General features: G+C 62.6%; 23 protein-coding genes and 1 pseudogene. 10 read left to right on the forward strand and 14 right to left on the reverse strand.

Annotation, left to right across the window (positions count from 1 at the left end; genetic code table 11):
* Positions 1–47: 47 nt before the first annotated feature.
* The 5 genes from NKH97_RS18360 to NKH97_RS18380 form a co-directional block, all read right to left on the reverse strand.
* On the reverse strand, positions 48–344 hold the full coding sequence (locus NKH97_RS18360) for an HPr family phosphocarrier protein (protein WP_023810630.1): 297 nt from the start codon (positions 342–344) through the stop codon (positions 48–50).
* Positions 341–742 (reverse strand): PTS sugar transporter subunit IIA, encoded by a 402-nt coding sequence (locus NKH97_RS18365; protein ID WP_010912939.1) that lies wholly within the window; start codon positions 740–742, stop codon positions 341–343. The genes NKH97_RS18360 and NKH97_RS18365 overlap by 4 nt, the downstream gene beginning before the upstream one ends.
* Positions 743–906: 164 nt before the next feature.
* Positions 907–1353 (reverse strand): HPr kinase/phosphorylase, encoded by a 447-nt coding sequence (locus tag NKH97_RS18370; RefSeq protein ID WP_023810631.1) that lies wholly within the window; start codon positions 1351–1353, stop codon positions 907–909.
* 32 nt (positions 1354–1385) lie between these two features.
* Positions 1386–3170 carry a sensor histidine kinase gene (locus NKH97_RS18375; RefSeq protein ID WP_023810632.1) on the reverse strand — a complete coding sequence of 595 codons (1785 nt, stop codon included), beginning with the start codon at positions 3168–3170 and terminating at the stop codon, positions 1386–1388.
* Between the two features lie 20 nt (positions 3171–3190).
* Positions 3191–3892 carry a response regulator transcription factor gene (locus NKH97_RS18380; RefSeq protein ID WP_013528337.1) on the reverse strand — a complete coding sequence of 234 codons (702 nt, stop codon included), beginning with the start codon at positions 3890–3892 and terminating at the stop codon, positions 3191–3193.
* A 343-nt stretch (positions 3893–4235) separates the two neighbouring features.
* Between NKH97_RS18380 and NKH97_RS18385 the strand changes: the two genes are divergently transcribed.
* The 4 genes from NKH97_RS18385 (at position 4236) to NKH97_RS18400 (ending at position 7806) form a co-directional block, all read left to right on the forward strand.
* A complete protein-coding gene (locus NKH97_RS18385) occupies positions 4236–5861 on the forward strand; it encodes a phosphoenolpyruvate carboxykinase (protein WP_128302730.1) in 1626 nt (541 codons plus the stop codon).
* 84 nt (positions 5862–5945) lie between these two features.
* Positions 5946–6383, forward strand: a complete 438-nt coding sequence (gene arfB, locus NKH97_RS18390) for an alternative ribosome rescue aminoacyl-tRNA hydrolase ArfB (RefSeq protein ID WP_023810634.1) — start codon at positions 5946–5948, stop codon at positions 6381–6383.
* A 154-nt stretch (positions 6384–6537) separates the two neighbouring features.
* Positions 6538–7011 carry a peptidoglycan-binding protein LysM gene (lysM, locus tag NKH97_RS18395; RefSeq protein WP_023810635.1) on the forward strand — a complete coding sequence of 158 codons (474 nt, stop codon included), beginning with the start codon at positions 6538–6540 and terminating at the stop codon, positions 7009–7011.
* 165 nt (positions 7012–7176) lie between these two features.
* Complete coding sequence (locus NKH97_RS18400) at positions 7177–7806, forward strand: alpha-ketoglutarate-dependent dioxygenase AlkB family protein (protein ID WP_023810636.1); 630 nt, start codon at positions 7177–7179, stop codon at positions 7804–7806.
* Here NKH97_RS18400 and coaA read toward each other — a convergent pair.
* From coaA to hisB, 9 genes are all read right to left on the reverse strand, one after another.
* The gene (coaA, locus tag NKH97_RS18405) at positions 7793–8752 is read right to left on the reverse strand and encodes a type I pantothenate kinase (protein WP_013528342.1); all 960 of its coding nucleotides are present in this window, start codon (positions 8750–8752) and stop codon (positions 7793–7795) included. The genes NKH97_RS18400 and coaA overlap by 14 nt on opposite strands.
* Positions 8753–8775: 23 nt before the next feature.
* Positions 8776–9099 carry a phosphoribosyl-ATP diphosphatase gene (locus tag NKH97_RS18410; RefSeq protein ID WP_023810637.1) on the reverse strand — a complete coding sequence of 108 codons (324 nt, stop codon included), beginning with the start codon at positions 9097–9099 and terminating at the stop codon, positions 8776–8778.
* A 72-nt stretch (positions 9100–9171) separates the two neighbouring features.
* Positions 9172–9966 carry an imidazole glycerol phosphate synthase subunit HisF gene (gene hisF / locus NKH97_RS18415; protein WP_023810638.1) on the reverse strand — a complete coding sequence of 265 codons (795 nt, stop codon included), beginning with the start codon at positions 9964–9966 and terminating at the stop codon, positions 9172–9174.
* Complete coding sequence (locus NKH97_RS18420) at positions 9963–10799, reverse strand: arginase family protein (protein ID WP_023810639.1); 837 nt, start codon at positions 10797–10799, stop codon at positions 9963–9965. Before NKH97_RS18420 ends, hisF begins: the two co-directional genes overlap by 4 nt.
* Complete coding sequence (hisA, locus tag NKH97_RS18425; RefSeq protein WP_023810640.1) at positions 10796–11539, reverse strand: 1-(5-phosphoribosyl)-5-[(5-phosphoribosylamino)methylideneamino]imidazole-4-carboxamide isomerase; 744 nt, start codon at positions 11537–11539, stop codon at positions 10796–10798. The genes NKH97_RS18420 and hisA overlap by 4 nt, the downstream gene beginning before the upstream one ends.
* A 4-nt stretch (positions 11540–11543) precedes the next feature.
* Positions 11544–11834: a DUF1330 domain-containing protein gene (locus NKH97_RS18430; RefSeq protein WP_023810641.1), complete on the reverse strand. Its 291-nt coding sequence runs from the start codon at positions 11832–11834 to the stop codon at positions 11544–11546.
* On the reverse strand, positions 11831–12490 hold the full coding sequence (hisH, locus tag NKH97_RS18435; RefSeq protein WP_023810642.1) for an imidazole glycerol phosphate synthase subunit HisH: 660 nt from the start codon (positions 12488–12490) through the stop codon (positions 11831–11833). Before hisH ends, NKH97_RS18430 begins: the two co-directional genes overlap by 4 nt.
* Positions 12490–12966: a DUF2628 domain-containing protein gene (locus NKH97_RS18440; RefSeq protein WP_352611029.1), complete on the reverse strand. Its 477-nt coding sequence runs from the start codon at positions 12964–12966 to the stop codon at positions 12490–12492. The genes hisH and NKH97_RS18440 overlap by 1 nt, the downstream gene beginning before the upstream one ends.
* 4 nt (positions 12967–12970) lie before the next feature.
* On the reverse strand, positions 12971–13570 hold the full coding sequence (hisB, locus tag NKH97_RS18445) for an imidazoleglycerol-phosphate dehydratase HisB (RefSeq protein ID WP_352611028.1): 600 nt from the start codon (positions 13568–13570) through the stop codon (positions 12971–12973).
* Between the two features lie 242 nt (positions 13571–13812).
* Here hisB and hslV point away from each other — a divergent pair, with 242 nt between their 5' ends.
* From hslV to NKH97_RS18475, 6 genes and pseudogenes are all read left to right on the forward strand, one after another.
* Positions 13813–14364, forward strand: coding sequence for an ATP-dependent protease subunit HslV (hslV, locus tag NKH97_RS18450; RefSeq protein ID WP_023810644.1), 552 nt, complete (start codon positions 13813–13815; stop codon positions 14362–14364).
* A 71-nt stretch (positions 14365–14435) separates the two neighbouring features.
* A complete protein-coding gene (locus tag NKH97_RS18455; RefSeq protein ID WP_023810645.1) occupies positions 14436–14948 on the forward strand; it encodes a GNAT family N-acetyltransferase in 513 nt (170 codons plus the stop codon).
* Complete coding sequence (locus NKH97_RS18460; protein WP_352440523.1) at positions 14945–16105, forward strand: hypothetical protein; 1161 nt, start codon at positions 14945–14947, stop codon at positions 16103–16105. The genes NKH97_RS18455 and NKH97_RS18460 overlap by 4 nt, the downstream gene beginning before the upstream one ends.
* 52 nt (positions 16106–16157) lie before the next feature.
* Positions 16158–16758, forward strand: a pseudogene (locus tag NKH97_RS18465) (DUF2585 domain-containing protein).
* Positions 16759–16762: 4 nt separating this feature from the next.
* Positions 16763–18076 (forward strand): ATP-dependent protease ATPase subunit HslU, encoded by a 1314-nt coding sequence (hslU, locus tag NKH97_RS18470; RefSeq protein WP_023810648.1) that lies wholly within the window; start codon positions 16763–16765, stop codon positions 18074–18076.
* A gap of 232 nt (positions 18077–18308) precedes the next feature.
* Positions 18309–19268 (forward strand): DUF1402 family protein, encoded by a 960-nt coding sequence (locus tag NKH97_RS18475; RefSeq protein ID WP_352440525.1) that lies wholly within the window; start codon positions 18309–18311, stop codon positions 19266–19268.
* Positions 19269–19507: the final 239 nt, after the last annotated feature.

Genomic DNA, 19507 nt, shown 5'->3' on the forward strand with positions numbered 1-19507 from the left:
ATAAAGAAATCTTTATCCCTGCATGTCTCTCAGACGCGCATCTGCACTCAGCATTCCTCGCCAAAGCGGGACGCCACCAGCTGCTCCAGGGCGTCGATGACCTGCCGGGCCTCCGGCCCGCTGGCGGTGACGCGGATCGAATAGCCGGGGCTTGCCGCCAGCATCATCAGGCCCATGATCGAGGTGCCGCCGACCTTGACGCCGTCCTTCTCGACATGCACCGAGGCATCGAAGCCGCTGGCCAGCTGGACGAACTTCGCCGAAGCGCGGGCATGAAGGCCACGCTGGTTGATGATGGGAAAGTCCCGGACAATCTGATCTTTTTCCGGGGACAGGGCGTTCATTTGCTGCTCAGGAGCTGGCTGGCGACGTTGATGTATTTGCGACCGGCGGCCTGAGCCTCATCGAGCGCGGCGGCCATGTTGTCGCCCTTGCGGATCGAGGAGAGCTTGATCAGCATCGGCAGGTTCATGCCGGCGATCACCTCGGTGCGGCCGGATTCCATCACCGAAATGGCAAGGTTGGAGGGCGTGCCGCCGAACATGTCGGTCAGCACGATGACGCCCGCCCCGGTATCGACACGGGCAACAGCGTCGACGATGTCGCGGCGACGCTGCTCCATATCGTCGTCGGCACCGATCGCCACGGTTTCGAAATTGTCTTGTGGCCCGACGACATGTTCGACGGCATGTCGGAACTCGGTGGCCAGTTGACCGTGCGTTACAAGCACGAGTCCGATCATTCTTTGGTGGCTCCCGTCATCGCCGCTTCACAGGCGCATTTTATGCTCGCCAGCCAATCCAGGCGGCGGGAGCGCTATCTTGTCGACGCACGGCCCGTTGACAAGCCCAAAATTGCGCAGGCACATGCCATTTTGACGCATTGCAGCAAAAAACCCGGAACGGATCATAGAAAAGGCGCGATCGACAGCCGCGCCATCACGACCGGCAAGACCGCTGGGACATTGCGTTCGACCACGTCGACCCGCGGCACCAGACAGCCCGCAATGCTGCTTGCGGTATCCTCCTGGAAGCGCACCGCTTCGCCGGCCGGCACCAGGCGGACATGGAGGTCGACGAGGCCTGCCGGCTCGAATGGCAGAGGTCGGGGGCCGAGCCCCGGCACCTCGGCGAGGCCTTCTATGGCGGCGGGAGCGCGGCACAGCAGCCGCCCGGCATGCGCCTCGACGAAGAGCTGATCGTCGCCGACGAGCCGCGAGAACAGGCCGCGATGGCGACAATGGTCGATGAGCGCCAGCGCCAGCGTCGTCTTGCCCGAGCCGGATGCTCCGGTGACGAGAATGCCGCGCTCGCCGATCAAAACCATTGTCGCGTGAATATTTTCAGGCTGCACGGCTGGACCAAGCGTGGTTGGAATTCATGCTCTCAGCCTTCGGCCGGCAATGTCACCACAAAGCGTGCGCCCTTGATCTCGCCGGGTTTGGTGCCGGGGATGTTCTCGGCGGTCAGCGTGCCGCCATGAGCCTCGACGATTTGCCTGGATATCGACAGGCCAAGGCCCGAATTCTGGCCGAATGCCTCGCCGGCCGGCCGATCCGTGTAGAAGCGCTCGAAGATGCGGTCGATGTTGTCGGCGCGGATGCCGGGGCCATTGTCGTCGACGGTGACGATGTTGAACTTGCCGGCACGCGCCAGCGAGAGGCTGATGTGGCCATGGTCCTCGGGAACGAAGGAACGGGCGTTCTCGATCAAATTGGTGATGACCTGGCCGATGCGCAGATCATGCCCGACGACGACGTAGCCTTTGACGCCTTGCGGCAGTTTGGCGGCCTTGAACTCGATCTCGACCGCCTTCTTGTTACGCGTCGCTTCGCGCGAAACGGCGACCAGATCGGTGATGAATTTCTTCAAATCGACGGTCCCGGCATCCTCGCGCGCGAGCTCCGCGTCGAGGCGCGAGGCGTCGGAAATATCAGTGATGAGCCGATCCAGCCGCCTGACATCGTGCTGGATGATATCCATCAGCCGGCCGCGCGAATCGTCGTTCTTGGCCAGCGGCAAGGTTTCCACCGCGCTGCGCAGCGACGTCAGCGGGTTCTTCAATTCATGCGACACGTCGGCCGCAAAGCTTTCGATCGCCTCGATACGGGCGTAGAGCGCGTTGGTCATGTCGCGTATGGCGATCGACAGATTGCCGATCTCGTCCTGACGGTCGGAAAAGTCGGGGATCTCTTCACGGCTCTTGACGCCGCGCCGCACCCGCACCGCCGCCGCCGACAGCCGGCGCAGCGGATTGGCGATGGTGGAGGCAAGCAGCATCGACAGGATGGCGGTGACAAGGGCCGCGATACCGAAGACGCGCAGGATCGCCTTGCGCTCGGCGGCGACGATCTTGTCGATGTCGCCGCCTTCGGTCGACAGCATCAGCACGCCCAGGACGGCACGAAAGCGCTGGATCGGCACCGCCACCGAAACGATCTGCTCGCCCTGCTCGCTGACGCGCACGATGGTCGACGGGCTGCCGGTGAGAGCCTTGACCACTTCCGGGAAAGCGGCGCCATTGCCGCCCGGCTGCTCGTGATAGACCGGCAGCTCGGTGTTGCGGAAGAAGTCGAAGACGAATTTCTGGATGCGCTCGACAAGATCGGGCTCTTCCTCTTCAACCGGCGGCAGATCGTAGCGCAGGATCTGGCCGCGCGAATAGAGGTGGCGCGAATCGAGCAGCAGATTGGCGTCGCGGTCATAGATGCGTGCGCGGGTCCTGGTCGGCGAGATCAGCCTTCTCAGCACCGGCGCGACCCGCTCCGGGTTGATCGGGAAGTCGAGATTGTCGAGCTGGTCGGAGCCGGGTCCCAGGCTTTCGCCGGCCTGCAGCTCAAGCAGCTTTTCCGGGTCGATGCTGATCGAATCCGTCTCGACGGTCGCCGACGCGGCAATGGCGCCGGCGATGATCTCGCCCTGGGTCATCAGGCTTTCGACGCGGGCGTCGATCAGTCCGTCGCGGAAGGTGTTGAGATAGAGGATGCCGGTCACCAGGACGGCGAGGCCGGCAAGGTTGAGGAACAGGATACGCCGCGTCAGGCTGGAAAAGATATGATGGCCGAGGAAGCGGCGCATCGGCACCGTGATCTTCGAGACGAAGGACGGCATGATCCGGGACGGCCGCCTGGAGGCGCCCGCCGGTCTTGTTCGCTGTGTTTCCACTGCCATCGAATAGCAGGCCCTGCTACTTACGCTTCGCGGAACCGGTATCCGACTCCGTAAAGGGTTTCGATCATCTCGAAGTCGTCGTCGACGGCCTTGAACTTCTTGCGCAGCCGCTTGATGTGGCTGTCGATGGTGCGATCGTCGACATAGACCTGTTCATCATAAGCCGAATCCATCAGCGCATCACGGCTTTTAACGACGCCAGGACGCTGCGCCAGCGAATGCAGTATCAGGAACTCGGTGACGGTGAGCGTCACCGGCTCGCCTTTCCAGGTGCAGGTGTGGCGCTCCTGGTCCATGACGAGCTGGCCGCGCTCGAGCGAGCGGGCCTGCTGGCTTGGCGTCTTGGCGGCAGCCTCGCGGGCACTGGCGCGGCGCAGCACGGCGCGCACGCGCTCGACCAGCAGGCGCTGTGAGAAGGGTTTGCGGATGAAGTCGTCGGCGCCCATCTTGAGACCGAACAACTCGTCGATCTCATCGTCCTTGGAGGTCAGGAAGATCACCGGCAGGTCGGACTTCTGGCGCATCCGGCGCAGCAGTTCCATGCCGTCCATGCGCGGCATCTTGATGTCGAGGATGGCAAGGTTCGGCGGGCGTGCCGCCAGGCCTTCCAGCGCCGACGCACCATCCGTGTAGGTCTCGACGCGATACCCCTCGGATTCCAAGGCGATCGACACCGATGTCAGAATGTTGCGGTCGTCATCGACAAGCGCGATTGTTGCCATTTCAAGCGGCTCCCTCATGAGCTGTCCCTTCTGTCGTAGAGAAGGGGCTTTTGCAGGACAAATTAGGTACAAAATGTGGCATAGGCCTTGTCCGCTGTCACGCGCGGCATGCCGGCGGCCACAATCCTACCTCGACATGGGTTGGACGAACGTACATCGCCAATCCTTTGGGCAACCGCGAAACTTTTTGCACATATAAACGATTTAAACAACTTTCAAAATATTTAAATCGATTAATGATTTGATATCATTTGCCTTTTCTGGTTCTGACCATCTCAGCCCGCGTAGTGGGCGTGCTGGAAACGTGCCGGCAAAGATGCGGCAAATCCAAGAGGGACACTCGATGTCGGAAGTCGGCAAACGCAATTCCGCCTGCGCGATCGATCATATCGGCCTGAAAACCACCGGCGTGGTGCGCTATAATTTCGGTGCGGCTACCCTTTATGAGGAATCGATCCGGCGCGGCGAGGCCCGCTTGACCGCCCATGGCGCGCTGGTCGCCGAGACCGGCCAGCACACCGGCCGCTCGCCCAAGGACAAGTTCGTCGTCCGCAACGGTGACACCGAACCACATGTCTGGTGGGAGAACAACAAGGCGATCTCGCCGGCCCAGTTCGACACGCTGCTCGCCGATTTCCAGGCGCACGCCGCGGACAAGGATCTATACGTCCAGGATCTGGTCGGCGGCGCCGATGCGGAGTCGAGGCTGCCGACCAGGGTGATCACCGAATTTGCCTGGCACTCGCTGTTCATCCGCAATCTGCTCATTCGTCCCGGTGCCACCGAACTCGAGCAGTTCGTGCCCGAGATGACGATCATCGACCTGCCGTCCTTCCGCGCCGATCCCCTCCGTCACGGCAGCCGCACCGAAACGGTGATCGCCGTCGATCTTTCGCGCAAGATCGTGCTGATCGGCGGCACCTCCTATGCCGGCGAGATGAAGAAGTCGGTGTTCACCATGCTCAACTATCTCCTGCCGGCGAAAGGCGTGATGCCGATGCATTGCTCGGCCAATGAGGGTGCGGCCGGCGACGCCGCCATCTTCTTCGGCCTGTCGGGCACCGGCAAGACGACGCTCTCGGCCGATCCCTCGCGCACGTTGATCGGCGACGACGAGCATGGCTGGGGACCGCACGGCATCTTCAATTTCGAAGGCGGCTGCTACGCCAAGACGATCAAGCTGTCGGCGGAAGCCGAGCCGGAAATCTTCGCCACCACGCAGCGCTTCGGCACGGTGCTGGAAAATGTCGTGCTCGACGCCGATGGCGTGCCGGATTTCAACGACGGAAGGCTGACCGAAAACACACGCTGCGCGTACCCGCTGGACTTCATCCCCAATGCCAGCAAGACCGGCCGCGCCAACCATCCCAACAACATCATCATGCTGACCGCCGACGCCTTCGGCGTGATGCCGCCGATCGCGCGGCTGACCCCGGCGCAGGCGATGTATCACTTCCTCTCCGGCTACACCGCCAAGGTGGCCGGAACCGAAAAGGGGGTAACCGAGCCCGAAGCGACGTTTTCGACCTGTTTCGGTGCGCCGTTCATGCCGCGCCATCCCTCTGAATACGGCAATCTGCTGCGCGAGCTGATTGCAGGCCACGGCGCCGATTGCTGGCTGGTCAATACCGGCTGGACCGGCGGCGCCTACGGCACCGGCAAGCGCATGCCGATCAAGGCGACGCGCGCCTTGCTTGCCGCCGCACTTGACGGCTCGCTGAAGACGGCCGAGTTCCGCACCGACCCTCATTTCGGTTTCGCGGTGCCGGTGGCTGTCCCGGGCGTCGACAGCGGCATTCTCGACCCGATGATTCTGGACCCCCGGGCGACCTGGGCCGACAAGGCCGGCTATGACCGGCAGGCGGCAAGGCTGGTCGGCATGTTCGCCGTCAATTTCGAGAAATTCGAAAGCCATGTCGATGCCGTGGTGCTGGGCGCCGCGCCGCGCATGCAGGAAGCGGCGGAGTAATCGCGCCACAGGGTTCAGCTTTCGTTGAAAGGCCCGGTTCGATCGGGCCTTTTCTTTTTCGATCCGCCGCGCCATGACTGCGGCATGGCGAGCGACGACAACATCATCATATCAGGCGATGCGGTTATCCATCCGGGCGACCTGCACGAGGATTTCATCCGCTCGTCCGGCCCCGGCGGCCAGAACGTCAACAAGGTGGCGACGGCGGTGCAGCTGCGCTTCGACGCGGCCAACGCAACGGGTCTGTCGGAGCGCGTGCGCGAGCGGACGATCAAACTTGCCGGCCAGCGTGCCACCAAGGACGGTGTCATCGTCATCGAGGCAGGCCGCTTCCGCACCCAGGAACAGAACCGGGCGGATGCGCGGGCACGGCTGACGGCATTGGTCGCCAAGGCCGCCGAACCGCCACCGCCGCCGCGCAAGAAGACACGGCCATCGAAGGGCGCCGTGGAGCGGCGGCTGAAGAGCAAGGCCGGGCGCGGCACGATCAAGAAGCTGCGCGGCCGGGTGGAGAACGATTAAGCACCACACCAGAGCATGATGCCGAAAAGTGTGAAGCGGTTTCGGGCGACATCATGCTCTATCTCTTGGATCTAGGCACGCGCACAAAACGACTTCCCATTTTGGACCGCAGATGCAAGGTTCAACCATTGCCATTAGCAAGGGAGACCCAAGGATGGGCATGTTCGATTTCGTCAAGAGCGTCGGCAAGAAACTGGGCATCGGCGGTGACGACGAAGCCGCACCCTCGGCCGACACACTCAAGAAGGAGCTCGATTCGCACAAACTCGGCACCGATGGCGTCGAGGTCGTCGTCAAGGGTGACACGGCGGTGCTGAAGGGCGTGGTCAAGGATCAATCGATCTTCGAAAAGGCAGTCATCGCCGTCGGCAACACGCTCGGCGTCTCCAAGGTGCAGGCGGACGAATTGCAGGTCGCGCCAGCGTCTGGCACGGCCGCCGCCCCGGCCAAGGAGCCCACCTTTTACACGGTGAAGAAGGGCGACAATCTCTGGAAGATCGCCGAGAAAAGCTACGGCCAGGGCCAAGGCGTCAAGAACACGGTCATATTCGAGGCCAACAAGCCGATGCTGACCCATCCCGACAAGATCTATCCGGGCCAGGTGCTGCGCATCCCAGATCTCGCCTGATCAAGGCGATGCCAATTTGCGAAAAGCAATTCCAGGAAAAGTGTGAAACGGTTTTCCGTCCGGAATTGTGCCAAACAAAGAGTTAGAACGGCGGCTTTCGGGTCGCCGTTTTCTTTTGATCGTGACATTTTACGGTTCCGAACCATCCGGGAGGTGACCGAATCCGTGCTCGTTCTGCCCAAAGGTGTCCGCCACATGCCGGCCTATCTGTCACGCACCGTGCAGGAAGCGCTGGTCGATGAGGTGAGACGGATCGTGCAGCAGGCGCCGCTGTTCGTGCCGGCCATGCCGCGCACCGGCAAGGAGATGAGCGTGCGCATGACCAATTGCGGGCCGCTCGGCTGGGTCACCGACAAGGAGCACGGCTATCGTTACCAGCCGGCGCATCCGGTAACCGGGGCGCCTTGGCCGCCAATTCCGGATGCGCTGCTCGAGCTGTGGCGCGAGGTCTCGGGCTATCCGCACCCGCCGGAAGCATGCCTGATCAATTTCTACACGCCGGATGCAAAAATGGGGCTGCATCAGGACCGCGACGAGGCCGATTTTTCGGCGCCGGTCGTCTCCGTCTCGCTCGGCGACGACTGCCTGTTCCGAGTCGGCCAGACTACGCGTGATGGCGCCACCAAGTCGTTCAGGCTGCAAAGCGGTGACGTCGTGGTGCTCGGCGGCGAGGGGCGGCTGTGCTTTCACGGCGTCGATCGGATCTATCCCTCGACCTCGGCGCTGCTGAAAAACGGCGGGCGGATCAATCTGACATTGCGACGGGTGACGAAGCCGGCCGTCACAGCTTCCTGAGCGCCACTTCCTCGATCAGGTGGTCGGCGCCCTTGCGCAGGATCAAGTCGGCGCGGGCCCGCGTCGGCAGGATGTTCTCGCGCAGATTCTTCAAATTGATGTTGGTCCACAGGCCTTCGGCGATGGCGCGCGCCGACCCCTCCGACAGCTGCGAATAGCGGTGAAAGAAGGAGTCCGGATTGCGGAAGGCGGTCTCACGCAGCCGCATGAAGCGGGAAATGTACCAGTTGTGGATCAGCTTCTCGTCGGCATCGATGTAGATGGCGAAGTCGAAGAAGTCCGACAGGAAAGGCACGATCTTGCCGTCCTGCGGCAGCTTGCCGGGCTGCAGGACATTGATGCCTTCGAAGATCAATATGTCCGGCCTGTCGATGGTGACGAACTCGCCGGGAATGACGTCATAGGTCAGGTGCGAATAGACAGGCGCGCGGACATCGGGCAGCGCCGACTTGATGCCCGACAGGAAGCGCAGCAGCGCGCCCACATCGTAGCTGTCGGGGAAACCCTTGCGCTCCATCAGGTTCTCGCGGCGCAGGACCTCGTTGGGCAGCAGGAAACCGTCGGTGGTGATGAGATCGACCTTGGGGCTCGACGGCCAGCGCGCCAGCAGTTCCTTCAGCACGCGTGCGGTGGTCGATTTGCCGACGGCGACAGAACCGGCGATGCCGATGATGAAGGGTGTCTTGACCACGTCGACCGCGTTGAAGAAGGCCTGGCGTTGCCGGAACAGCAGCTGGCTCGCTTCGACATGCGCCGACAACAGCCGCGACAGCGACAGATAGATGCGCGTGACCTCCTCGAGATCGACCGGATCGTTGAGCGAGCGCAGGCGGCGGAATTCGTCCGCGCTCAGCGTCAGTGGGGTATCGGCGCGGAATTGCGACCATTGCTCGGCGGAGAAGAAGCGAAAGGGGGAATACTTCTCGGTCGGCGCGAGCTGATCCATCGAGATACCTGCCCTCCTCGCGGTCAGCCCTTGGGCCGTGACGCCTTCTCGGCGATCCCCGAACGCCCGGTGCGGCCTTCGAGTTCCCTGAGCACGTCGCTCAGCGGAACCCCGGAGAGGCCGAGAACGACAAGCCAATGATATATAAGATCGGCACTTTCCGAAACGATGGCCTGTTTGTCGCCCTTGACGGCGGCAATCACCGTCTCTACCGCCTCCTCGCCGAGCTTCTGCGCCGCCTTGTCGATGCCGCGCGCGAACAGTTTTGCCGTCCACGAGTCCGGGTCGCCGGAATGGGCGCGTTCCCCGACGATTTTTTCCAGATCTGACAGTGAAAACTCGGTCATGGCCGTCATCTATCTGCTTGTTTAAGCATGATCTTTTTCCGAAAAACGGTTCCCACTTTTCGGGATCATGCTTTAGGGCCGATTATTCACAGAGTCCAGCCGCATCGGCAGCCCCGCGGCGGCCATATGTGCCTTGGCCTGCGCTATCGTGTAGGTGCCGAAATGGAAGATGGACGCCGCCAGAACCGCGCCGGCATGGCCGTCGCGAATGCCTTCGACCATGTGGTCGAGCGTGCCGACACCGCCGGAAGCGATCACCGGCGCGCGCACGGCGTCTGATATCGCGCGGGTCAGCGCGATGTCGTAGCCGGCCTTGGTGCCGTCCCGATCCATCGAGGTCAGCAGGATCTCGCCGGCGCCGCGATCGACCATTTTCCGGGCGAACTCGACCGCATCGATGCCGGTCTTTTCGCGGCCGCCATGGGTGAAGATCTCCCAGCGGTCGGTCTCACTGGTGCTCGACACCTTCTTGGCGTCGATGGCGACGACGATGCACTGGTTGCCGAACTTGTCGGCGGCCTCGGCAACAAAATCCGGGTTCTTCACCGCGGCCGTGTTGATCGACACCTTGTCGGCGCCGGCCAAGAGCAGCTTCCTGATATCGGCGACCTGGCGCACGCCGCCCCCGACGGTCAGCGGCATGAAACATTGTTCGGCGGTGCGTGCGATGACGTCGAAGATGGTTTCGCGATTGTCCGACGAAGCGGTGATGTCGAGGAAGCAGAGTTCGTCGGCGCCGGCCGCGTCATAGGCCTTGGCCGCCTCGACCGGATCGCCGGCGTCGACGAGATCGACGAAGTTGACGCCCTTGACGACACGGCCGTTCTTGACGTCGAGACAGGGGATGACACGGGCTTTCAGCATCAGCGGCCCTCTATCGTGGCGATGAGATCGTTCAGCAACTGGCCAACCAGCGGCGGAACATCGGCCTGGGCGTCGAAGGCCGGGTCGTAGGCGGAGACGGTGATGCCGACGACCGGCACCGCCAGCGCCATGGCGCAAGTGGCGTCGCGCAGCTGTTCCGGGCTCGGGCCGCCCGAAGTGATATAGCGGTTGGCCTGCAGCTCCCGGGGATCATGCACGTCCATATCGAGATGCATGTGCACGCGTCTGGCGCCGGCGATCTTCAGTCTTTCGGCCGCCTGGGCCACCCCGGAGCATTCCGTCCGCACGATCGGCAAGGTCTCGAGAAGCTGTCTTTCCGCCGGATCGAGATCGCGCGCGTTGACGAGCACGCAACGCGACGGATCGATCGGCCTGAAGCCGGGAATGGCCGACGCCATCGGCCGCCAGCACAGGCCAAGCACCGTCGCCAGCGCCATGCCGTCGAGAAAGCCATATGTGGATGTCTCGGGCGTGTTCAGGTCGCCATGCTGGTCGGCCCAGATGATCGCATCGGCGTCCTCACCGGCGACCGCGCCGGCGCTGGTCAGGCAGTTTCCCGCAAGGACGATGGGAAACCGACCGGCGTCACGGGCAAGGCGAACCTCGCTCGCAACCGCGTTGCAGACGGCAAAGCCGGTGGCGATCTCGCGCTCCTGATCGTCTCCGACCTTGCCGATGTCCCCGACCGCGACGTCGTGACCGGCCATCGTCAAGGCTTCGACGAGCCCGCCCGAGACCAGCGCGTCCGGACCTTGGCCCATGCCGCCATGGTAATGGCCGCTGTCATAGGAGGCCAGGATGATGGAAATTTTCACGTCCGCGGCTCCGCCCTGCCCTGGAGGATCGCCAGGGCCTCGGCCGGATCGATGCGGCCGTCATAGAGCGCGCGCCCGGAGATCGCGCCTTCGAGCTTTTGCGCATCGGGCATGGTCATGCGCACGATGTCGGCGATCGAGGCGAGGCCGCCGGAAGCGATCACCGGGATCGACACGGCATCGGCGAGGTCGATGGTGGCGTCCCAATTGATGCCGGTCAAAACGCCGTCGCGGTCGATGTCGGTGTAGATGATGGCGGCGACGCCGGCGCCCTCGAATTTCCTCGCCAGTTCGATGACGCCAAGGCTCGACGCCTCGGCCCAGCCCTCGACGGCGACCTTGCCGCCCTTGGCGTCGATGCCGACGGCGACCTTGCCCGGAAACGCCTTGCAGGCCTGCTTGACCAGGTCGGGATCGCGCACCGCCACCGTGCCGAGGATGACGCGGGCCAGCCCGCGATCGAGCCAATCCTCGATCTGCGCCAGCGTGCGGATGCCGCCGCCGAGCTGCACCGGGTTCTTCGTTGCCTTGAGGATGGCGCCGACCGCCGCACTGTTGACGCTCTGGCCCTGGAAGGCGCCGTTGAGGTCGACGACATGCAGCCATTCGAAGCCCTGTTGCTCGAAGGCTCGCGCCTGGGCGGCAGGATCATCGTTGTAGATGGTCGCGGTCGCCATGTCGCCATGCCTGAGGCGCACGCACTGGCCGTCCTTGAGATCTATCGCCGGGAAAAGGATCATCCGTTCAGGCGCCTTCCACAATGGCGAAATGCGACGTCGAATAGAGGCGTCGGAATTTCAGCGCCGCCTGGTATTCGGGCGAATGGAAGCAGGCGAGTGCGACCGCGTAGCTCTCGAACTCGATGATGACATGGCGATTGCCCGATGGCCCTTCCGGGCTCGACGACCGACCGCCGCGGGTCAGGAATTTTGCGCCATATTTGTCGAAAGCCGCTTTGTTGGCGGCAATGTATAGCGGATAATTTTCCGGATCGGTCACCTCGACCATCGCCATCCAGTAGCCCTTCTTGCTCATCGGTTTTCAGGGCTCCAGCGCAGGAAATTGGTGATCAGCGCCAAGCCCAGCGCCTGGCTCTTTTCCGGGTGAAACTGCGTGCCGACGAGATTGTCGCGGGCGACGGCCGCCGTCACCGGGCCGCCATAGTCGGCGACCGCCAGAACCTCTTCCGCCTTGCCCGCATCGAGATGGTAGGAATGCACGAAATAGGCATGCAGCCCGCTTGCGCCAGTCGGTATGCCGGCAAACAGCGGATGCTGGCGCTTGAGCTCGATCGTGTTCCAGCCGATCTGCGGGATCTTCAGCGTCGGATCGGCCGGCGTGATCTCCTTGACGTCACCTGATACCCAGCCGAAGCCGTTGGTGATTGTCTTTTCCAGGCCGCGCTCGGACATCAGCTGCATGCCGACGCAGATGCCGAGGAACGGCCGGCCCTTGTCGATAGCCACCTCCTCGACCGCTTCCCACATGCCTTCGAGGGCATGCAAGCCGGCCGCGCAGTCGGCATAGGCGCCGACGCCGGGCAGGACGATGCGGTCGGCCGTGCGCACCCGTTCGGCATCCGATGTCAGGTCGATAGCAGCCGATATGCCGGCTTCCCGCGCCGCGCGCTCGAAAGCCTTGGTGGCCGAGCGCAGATTGCCCGAACCGTAATCGATGATCGCAACCCGCATCAGCTTCTTCCCGGGATGTGGGTCAGCCCCAGCGCCATGCCCGGCTGCGACGGCCGCGCCAGGGCAGCGTCCGGGACCATGCGCGGTGCCGGTGCGGCCTGATCGGGAAGCGCTTCCGCCTCGAGCGCATAGCGCGTGTCAGCATCGTCGAGCCAACCGGCTTCGACCGCGCCCCATTCGTGCCAACCGCGCCGGCGAAGTGCCGCGATGCGCAGGCCTTGCCCTTCCAGTCCGACATAGAGCGAAACCAGCAACGACAGCAACGACCCGGCCAGACCAAGGCCGAGCTTCTGGCCCAGCATCGAAAGCAGGCCCATGACGACGAAGGCAAGCGCCGCCTCGATCCACAGCCGATGCCAGGCGAACCATAGCGGCGGCACCAGAAGGCCCAGCCAGGTGAAGCCATCGCGGACAAAGGCCGTGGCATCGGCCTTTTCGCTGCGGCCTGGCGGTTCCATCACGACATAGGTGGCCATTGCCTTATCCCTTCAACGATCCCTTGGTGGAGGGAACCGCATCCGGCTGGCGCGGATCGCGTTCGAGAGCCGCGCGCAGCGCGCGCGCCACCGCCTTGAAGCAGGTCTCGGCGATGTGATGGTTGTTGGCGCCGTAGTGATTGGTGACATGCAGCGTGATGCCGGCATTCTGCGCCAGCGCCTGGAAGAATTCGGGCACCAGCTCGGTGTCGAAGGTGCCGATCTTCGGCGATGAGAAGGAAACGTTCCAGACCAGGAAGGGACGGCCGGACACGTCGATCGCGGCGCGCGTCAGCGTCTCGTCCATGGCAAGGTCGATCGAGGCATAACGCATGATGCCGCGCCGCTCGCCCAGTGCCTTGGCCAGCGCCTGGCCGAGCGCGATGCCGGTGTCCTCGACCGTGTGGTGGTCGTCGATGTGCAGATCGCCCTTCGCCCTGACCGTCATGTCGATCAGGGAGTGGCGCGACAGCTGGTCCAGCATATGGTCGAAGAAGCCGACGCCCGTGGCGATATCCGACTTGCCGGAGCCGTCGACATGGACCGCCACGGAGATGTCGGTTTCCTTGGTCTTGCGGCTTGCTTCGGCGGAACGGGGCGGCATCACTCTATCCTTGTCCCAGAGGTTCACATCGTGACCGGCTCAGAGGCTTCAAGCGCTCGCAGGCTTGAAAACGAAAGCCTTCTAGCAGCATGATCCGGCGATTGCCAGTTGCCTCTGACAGCGGTATCGGCCTTGCCAGAGAGCGATTTGCAATCACCGGCCCCATGCATACATATGGCCAATCAAAGTTACTCGTACCGCGCCAATCGCCTTATCGGGATGGCGCTGCTCGGAGCCAGTAAATGTCCAATGAACTGACCATGCACGCCACGACCATCGTGACGGTGCGCAAGGGCAACAAGGTGGTGATCGCCGGCGACGGCCAGGTCAGCCTTGGCCAGACCATCATGAAGGGCAACGCCAAAAAGGTGCGCCGCATCGGCAAGGGCGGCAATGTGATCGCCGGCTTCGCCGGCGCCACCGCCGACGCCTTCACGCTGCTGGAACGGCTCGAGGCCAAGCTCGAACAATATCCAGACCAGCTGACGCGCGCCTGCGTCGAGCTCGCCAAGGACTGGCGAACCGACCGCTATCTGCGCCGGCTGGAAGCGATGATGTTGGTGGCCGACAAGTCGGTGTCGCTGGCGCTGACCGGCACCGGCGACGTGCTCGAACCCGAATTTGGTGTCATGGCCATCGGTTCGGGCGGCAATTACGCGCTGGCGGCGGCACGCGCGCTGATGGACAGCGACAAGGATGCCGAGGAGATCGCCCGCAAGGCGATGCAGATCGCATCCGACATCTGCGTCTACACCAACAACAGCTTCGTCGTCGAAACGCTCGATGTCGGCTGAGCGGGCCGACCATGATCCCGAAACGTGGAAACCGGTTTTCTCGGACGAACGGTTCCGTTCGTCCAGAGATCATGGTCCAACAAGAAGATAGCTATGATTTTCGGCCGGTGACCGAGAAAGACCTGCCGATGATCGCCGGCTGGCTCGCCGAACCGCATGTCGCCGAGTGGTGGGACGATCCCGAGATCGAGATCGCGCAGATCCGCGAGCACATCGACTCGATTTCCGTCGAGCCGCTGATTATCGAACTCGACGGCAAGCCGATCGGTTATCTGCAGACCTATGATCCGCATCTGGAGGACGGCCATCCCTATGCCGACCAGCCGTTCGGCACGCTCGGCATCGACCTGTCGATCGGCCGGCCGGAGCTGGTCGGGCTCGGCCATGGCTCGGCAATCGTGCGCCAGTTCGTCGAACAGCTTTTCGACGAAGGCGTGCCGCGCGTCATCATCGATCCTGATCCCGCCAATGTCAGGGCCATCCGCGCCTATGAAAAGGCTGGCTTTGTTGCCTTTGACACCAGAACATCGGAGTACGGGCCTGCCTTGATGATGGCGCGCGACGCGACGCAGGAGCCCAATTGATCAGCGCCGAAACACTCGACAAGGCAGTCGCGAAAGGTTTGATCTCGCAGACCCTGCGCGATCAGTTGGAGGCCATGGAACGCGCGGTCGCTCTCGCCCCCGAGGTCAGGCGCGCCGATGACGAGGGTGACGAGGAAAACCTGCGGCTGGTCGGCGGCGGCAACGATCTGTTCGTCACCGTTGGAACCGTTCTGCTCAGCGCCGGCTTCTTCTTTGTCCTCACCACCTTGCTTCCAGGCCAGACATTCTGGATCGCCGGCATCCTCGCGGTTTTCGCCTGGGGGCTCGCCGAAATTGTCACGCGTCAGCACCGGATGAAATTATCGTCGTCCGTGCTTGCCCTGATTTTCATGGCCGCCATTCTGGCCGCTCTGGCGCTACAAGTGGAGGCCAGCTTCGGCATACGCAAGCCGGAGACCATCTGGCAGCTATTGGCGTTGCGCCAGACGGCGTCCCAGGCCGGATATCTGTTCCTGGGCGGAGGAATAATTGCGGCGGCGATCTATTTCTGGCGCTTTCGCGTCCCCATCATTGCCGGGGCTATCGCCATCGCCTTTACACTGCTTGCCTTCCTGCAAACGGCGATAATCCTGTATGACAGCGTGACAGCGGGTGCGATTGCGCCGCCGCGTATTGAGGATGTTCCCGAATTGCTCCGAGCGGCACTTTACATGCCGCTGATCTGCGGCCTGATCGTGTTCGCAACGGGTGTAGCTTTTGACATTTACGACAGGGATCGACGCAAGATCTGGTCCGATTGCGCTTTCTGGCTGCATGTCGTCTCGGCGCCCATGCTGGTGCATCCGCTCTTTATCATGGCGACCGGCCAGAACGTCGTATTCGGACATATCGCGCCGGACGCCAATGCAACCATCATGCTGACGGTCCTGATCCTTGGCTTCCTCTATGTCGCGCTGGCCATAGACCGCCGTTCGCTTCTGGTTCCTACATTGGCTTACTTCGGCTCGCTGGGCATCTATTATCTGGTGAATTCCGCCTCCGATTCGACGGGTATCCCGCCTTTTGCCTTGATCCTGGTCGTTGTTGGCGCGCTGATTATTCTGTTCGGGGCTGGCTGGCAGCGTATCCGGCGGATTGTGGTCAAACCCACCTTGCCGGCTGCCGTGATCCGCCGGCTACCGCCGCTGAAGGCGTGACAAGGCTTTATGATGATCGAGACGGCGACGCGAAACGAGGGGGAATGAACCGATGACGACACCGGCCACGGAGAGCAGCTATTCGGCCTATGAAGACAGCTGGCGGATGGGGCTTCTGCTCGTCCTCGCCCTGATCATCTTCCAGGCCGGGGCGCTCTACGGCATGGGGCGAACGCCGATCTGCACCTGCGGCTACGTCAAGCTCTGGCATGGCGTCGTGCAGAGTTCGGAAAATTCCCAGCACATTTCGGACTGGTATACGTTCTCGCACATCATCCACGGCTTCCTGTTCTATGCGCTGGCGCGGTTCCTGTTCCCGCGTTCGCCGATCGGCTTGAGGCTGGCGTTCGCCGTCTTCATCGAAGGCGGCTGGGAGCTGCTCGAAAACAGCCCATTCATCATCGAGCGCTACCGCGCCGGCACCATCTCGCTCGACTATTACGGCGACAGCATCATCAATTCGGTGTCCGACACACTGGCCATGGTGCTGGGATTTGTGATGGCGCGAAGGCTACCTATATGGGTGATCGTCAGCCTTGCCATCATCTTCGAACTCGGTACCGGCTATCTCATCCGGGACAATCTGACACTCAACGTGATCATGCTGCTGCATCCGTTCGAGTTCCATCAAGCAGTGGCAAAGTGGAATCTAGTGATATGAGCACATTTTCTCCCCGCGAAATCGTTTCGGAACTCGACCGTTTCATCATCGGCCAGAAGGACGCCAAGCGCGCCGTGGCCATCGCCTTGCGCAACCGCTGGCGCCGCCAGCAGCTGGAAGGCCAGATGCGCGAAGAGGTGATGCCGAAGAACATCCTGATGATCGGGCCGACCGGCGTCGGCAAGACGGAAATCTCGCGCCGCCTGGCGCGGCTCGCCGGTGCGCCTTTCGTCAAGGTCGAGGCAACCAAGTTCACCGAGGTTGGCTATGTCGGCCGCGATGTCGAGCAGATCATCCGAGACCTGGTCGAGATCGCCATCGGCCTGGTGCGCGAGAAGATGCGCGAGGACGTCAAGGCGCGCGCCCACGTCAACGCCGAGGAACGCGTACTGGAAGCATTGGTCGGCAAGACGGCGAGCCCGGCCACCCGCGACTCGTTCCGCAAGAAGCTGCGCGACGGCGAACTCGATGACAAGGAGATCGAGGTCGAGGTCGCCGACACCGGCGCTGGCGGCATGCCCGGCTTCGAAATCCCCGGTATGCCGGGCGCCAATATCGGCGTGCTGAACATCAACGACATGCTGTCGAAGGCGATGGGCGGCAAGAAGACCAAGATGCGCAAGACGACGGTGAAGGAATCCTACGACCTGCTGGTCAACGACGAGTCCGACAAGCTGCTCGACCAGGACGAGGTGGTGCGCCGGGCGCTCGATGCGACGGAGAATGACGGCATCGTCTTCCTCGACGAGATCGACAAGATCGCGTCGCGTGAAGGCGGCATGGGCGCCGGCGTTTCCCGCGAAGGCGTGCAGCGCGACCTGCTGCCGCTGATCGAAGGCACCACGGTGGCGACCAAATACGGACCTCTGAAGACCGACCACATCCTGTTCATCGCCTCGGGTGCGTTCCACGTGTCCAAGCCGTCAGACCTGTTGCCGGAATTGCAGGGCCGCCTGCCGATCCGGGTCGAGCTGCGGGCGCTGGAGAAGGACGATTTCGTCCGTATCCTGACCGAGACAGAGGCCAGCCTGATCAAGCAGTATATCGCTCTGATGAAGACCGAGGGCGTCGACCTGACCTTCACCGACGACGCGATCGATTCGCTGGCCGGCATTGCCGTCGACCTCAACGCCAGCGTCGAGAACATCGGCGCAAGACGACTGCAGACAGTGATGGAACGGGTGCTGGACGAAATCTCCTACGACGCGCCCGACCGCAACGGAACCAGCGTCACCATCGACGCCGCCTATGTGGAAAAGCATGTCGGCGACCTGTCCAGGAATACCGACCTGTCGCGGTTCATCCTTTGAACGACGGCGCCGGAACGTTCCGGCGCCGGTCCAGGCAACATTTTCCGGCCAGCAAAATCATGTGTGGCCAGATGGTATCATCTGGCCAGCTTTCGTAGTGCCGGGTGAAGGGGCGCTCTCGACTCGACCAAGAGCTTTACCTAGTTTGCGCGGCAATTCTCGATCTCTTGGTTTGACGCAATTCCGGAAAACCGTTTCACACTTTTCCTGGAATTGCTTGGGCGGCGGGTGCATGAAAAAACTGATCCTGGTTATTCTCGGCTTGACGCTGGCGGCGACGCTGTTCGCCGCCGAGGCAGCGACATTGGTGCCGCCGGGAAATCGCAATGCCGTGCAGCCCGATATTCCGGGCGCGTCCAGCCGGCGCACGCAAGCGACCAACACCAGCTTCCAGGCGAAGTACCGCAAGGTCTACGCCCTGCTGCAGAACGACGCCGATCTGCGCGGCAAGATCAAGAAGGCAGCCGCCACCTACGGCATCGATCCCTTGCACATCGTCGGCGCCATCGTCGGCGAGCACACCTACAATGTCGATGCCTATGACCGGCTGCAGACCTACTACGTCAAGGCGATCTCCTATCTCTCCAGCAAGCTGTCCTTCGCCTATGACGGCGAGGACATCACCGATTTCGTGCAGCGGCCGGAATTCAAGAAATGCGCAGGGATGTCCGACAGCTACGATCTGTGGGAATGCCGCGAACAGGTGTGGAACCGTTCGTTTCGCGGCAAGAGCGTCGGCGGGACGAACTTTCCCGACGACCGTTTCGGCGCCACCTTCTTCCAGCCCTATTATGCCGGCCAGACCTTCGGCCTGGGTCAGCTCAATCCGCTGACCGCCCTACAGATGAGCGATCTGGTGCACAAGGTTTCCGGCCTGCCCAGGCTCGACGTCGGCGATCCCAATTCGGTCTACAAGACCATCATGGATCCCGACCTGACGCTGCCCTACGTCGCCGCGACGATCCGGAAATCGATCGATGCCTACAAAAGCATTGCCGGCTTCGACATTTCGGGCAATCCCGGGCTGACCGCCACGCTCTACAATGTCGGCAATCCGGAGCAGCGCGCCGATGCCTTGAAAGCTGAGAACGACAGGCGCCGCGCCGCCGGCGAGCCGGAAAAGCTGCCGGAAGAGAATTACTATGGCTGGCTGGTGAATGACAAATTGGCGGAGCTGAAGGCGCTGTTTTAGCGGGTTTGAGCTCAGGCCTCTACCTCCCGCTTGTGGGGAGGGTATCGCATATGGACTCTTGCGAAGAAGGACCCCCACCCTAACCCTCCCCACAAGGGGGAGGGAACGCTGTCGCGTGCCTTTTATTCTTCTTTGGCGCCGAAAAGTCAGGCGACTAGCCTAGGTCGGCGCCGACGGAAGTCTCCCTTCCCCTTGTGGGGAGGGGTTAGGGGTGGGGGTCGGTGCCGGGCAGACATCTC

The organism is Mesorhizobium sp. M0870 (genome assembly GCF_040319775.1).
In the GTDB taxonomy this organism is placed as follows: Bacteria; Pseudomonadota; Alphaproteobacteria; order Rhizobiales; family Rhizobiaceae; genus Mesorhizobium.

What these genes read in the sequence shown, in the direction of transcription:
- NKH97_RS18360 (WP_023810630.1), bottom strand. Translation starts at nt 344, where the DNA reads ATGAACGCCCTGTCCCCGGAAAAAGATCAGATTGTCCGGGACTTTCCC.
- NKH97_RS18365 (WP_010912939.1), bottom strand. Translation starts at nt 742, where the DNA reads ATGATCGGACTCGTGCTTGTAACGCACGGTCAACTGGCCACCGAGTTC.
- NKH97_RS18375 (WP_023810632.1), bottom strand. Translation starts at nt 3,170, where the DNA reads ATGGCAGTGGAAACACAGCGAACAAGACCGGCGGGCGCCTCCAGGCGG.
- NKH97_RS18380 (WP_013528337.1), bottom strand. Translation starts at nt 3,892, where the DNA reads ATGGCAACAATCGCGCTTGTCGATGACGACCGCAACATTCTGACATCG.
- NKH97_RS18385 (WP_128302730.1), top strand. Translation starts at nt 4,236, where the DNA reads ATGTCGGAAGTCGGCAAACGCAATTCCGCCTGCGCGATCGATCATATC.
- arfB (WP_023810634.1), top strand. Translation starts at nt 5,946, where the DNA reads ATGGCGAGCGACGACAACATCATCATATCAGGCGATGCGGTTATCCAT.
- lysM (WP_023810635.1), top strand. Translation starts at nt 6,538, where the DNA reads ATGGGCATGTTCGATTTCGTCAAGAGCGTCGGCAAGAAACTGGGCATC.
- coaA (WP_013528342.1), bottom strand. Translation starts at nt 8,752, where the DNA reads ATGGATCAGCTCGCGCCGACCGAGAAGTATTCCCCCTTTCGCTTCTTC.
- NKH97_RS18410 (WP_023810637.1), bottom strand. Translation starts at nt 9,099, where the DNA reads ATGACCGAGTTTTCACTGTCAGATCTGGAAAAAATCGTCGGGGAACGC.
- hisA (WP_023810640.1), bottom strand. Translation starts at nt 11,539, where the DNA reads ATGATCCTTTTCCCGGCGATAGATCTCAAGGACGGCCAGTGCGTGCGC.
- NKH97_RS18430 (WP_023810641.1), bottom strand. Translation starts at nt 11,834, where the DNA reads ATGAGCAAGAAGGGCTACTGGATGGCGATGGTCGAGGTGACCGATCCG.
- hisH (WP_023810642.1), bottom strand. Translation starts at nt 12,490, where the DNA reads ATGCGGGTTGCGATCATCGATTACGGTTCGGGCAATCTGCGCTCGGCC.
- NKH97_RS18440 (WP_352611029.1), bottom strand. Translation starts at nt 12,966, where the DNA reads ATGGCCACCTATGTCGTGATGGAACCGCCAGGCCGCAGCGAAAAGGCC.
- hisB (WP_352611028.1), bottom strand. Translation starts at nt 13,570, where the DNA reads ATGCCGCCCCGTTCCGCCGAAGCAAGCCGCAAGACCAAGGAAACCGAC.
- hslV (WP_023810644.1), top strand. Translation starts at nt 13,813, where the DNA reads ATGTCCAATGAACTGACCATGCACGCCACGACCATCGTGACGGTGCGC.
- NKH97_RS18455 (WP_023810645.1), top strand. Translation starts at nt 14,436, where the DNA reads ATGGTCCAACAAGAAGATAGCTATGATTTTCGGCCGGTGACCGAGAAA.
- hslU (WP_023810648.1), top strand. Translation starts at nt 16,763, where the DNA reads ATGAGCACATTTTCTCCCCGCGAAATCGTTTCGGAACTCGACCGTTTC.
- NKH97_RS18475 (WP_352440525.1), top strand. Translation starts at nt 18,309, where the DNA reads ATGAAAAAACTGATCCTGGTTATTCTCGGCTTGACGCTGGCGGCGACG.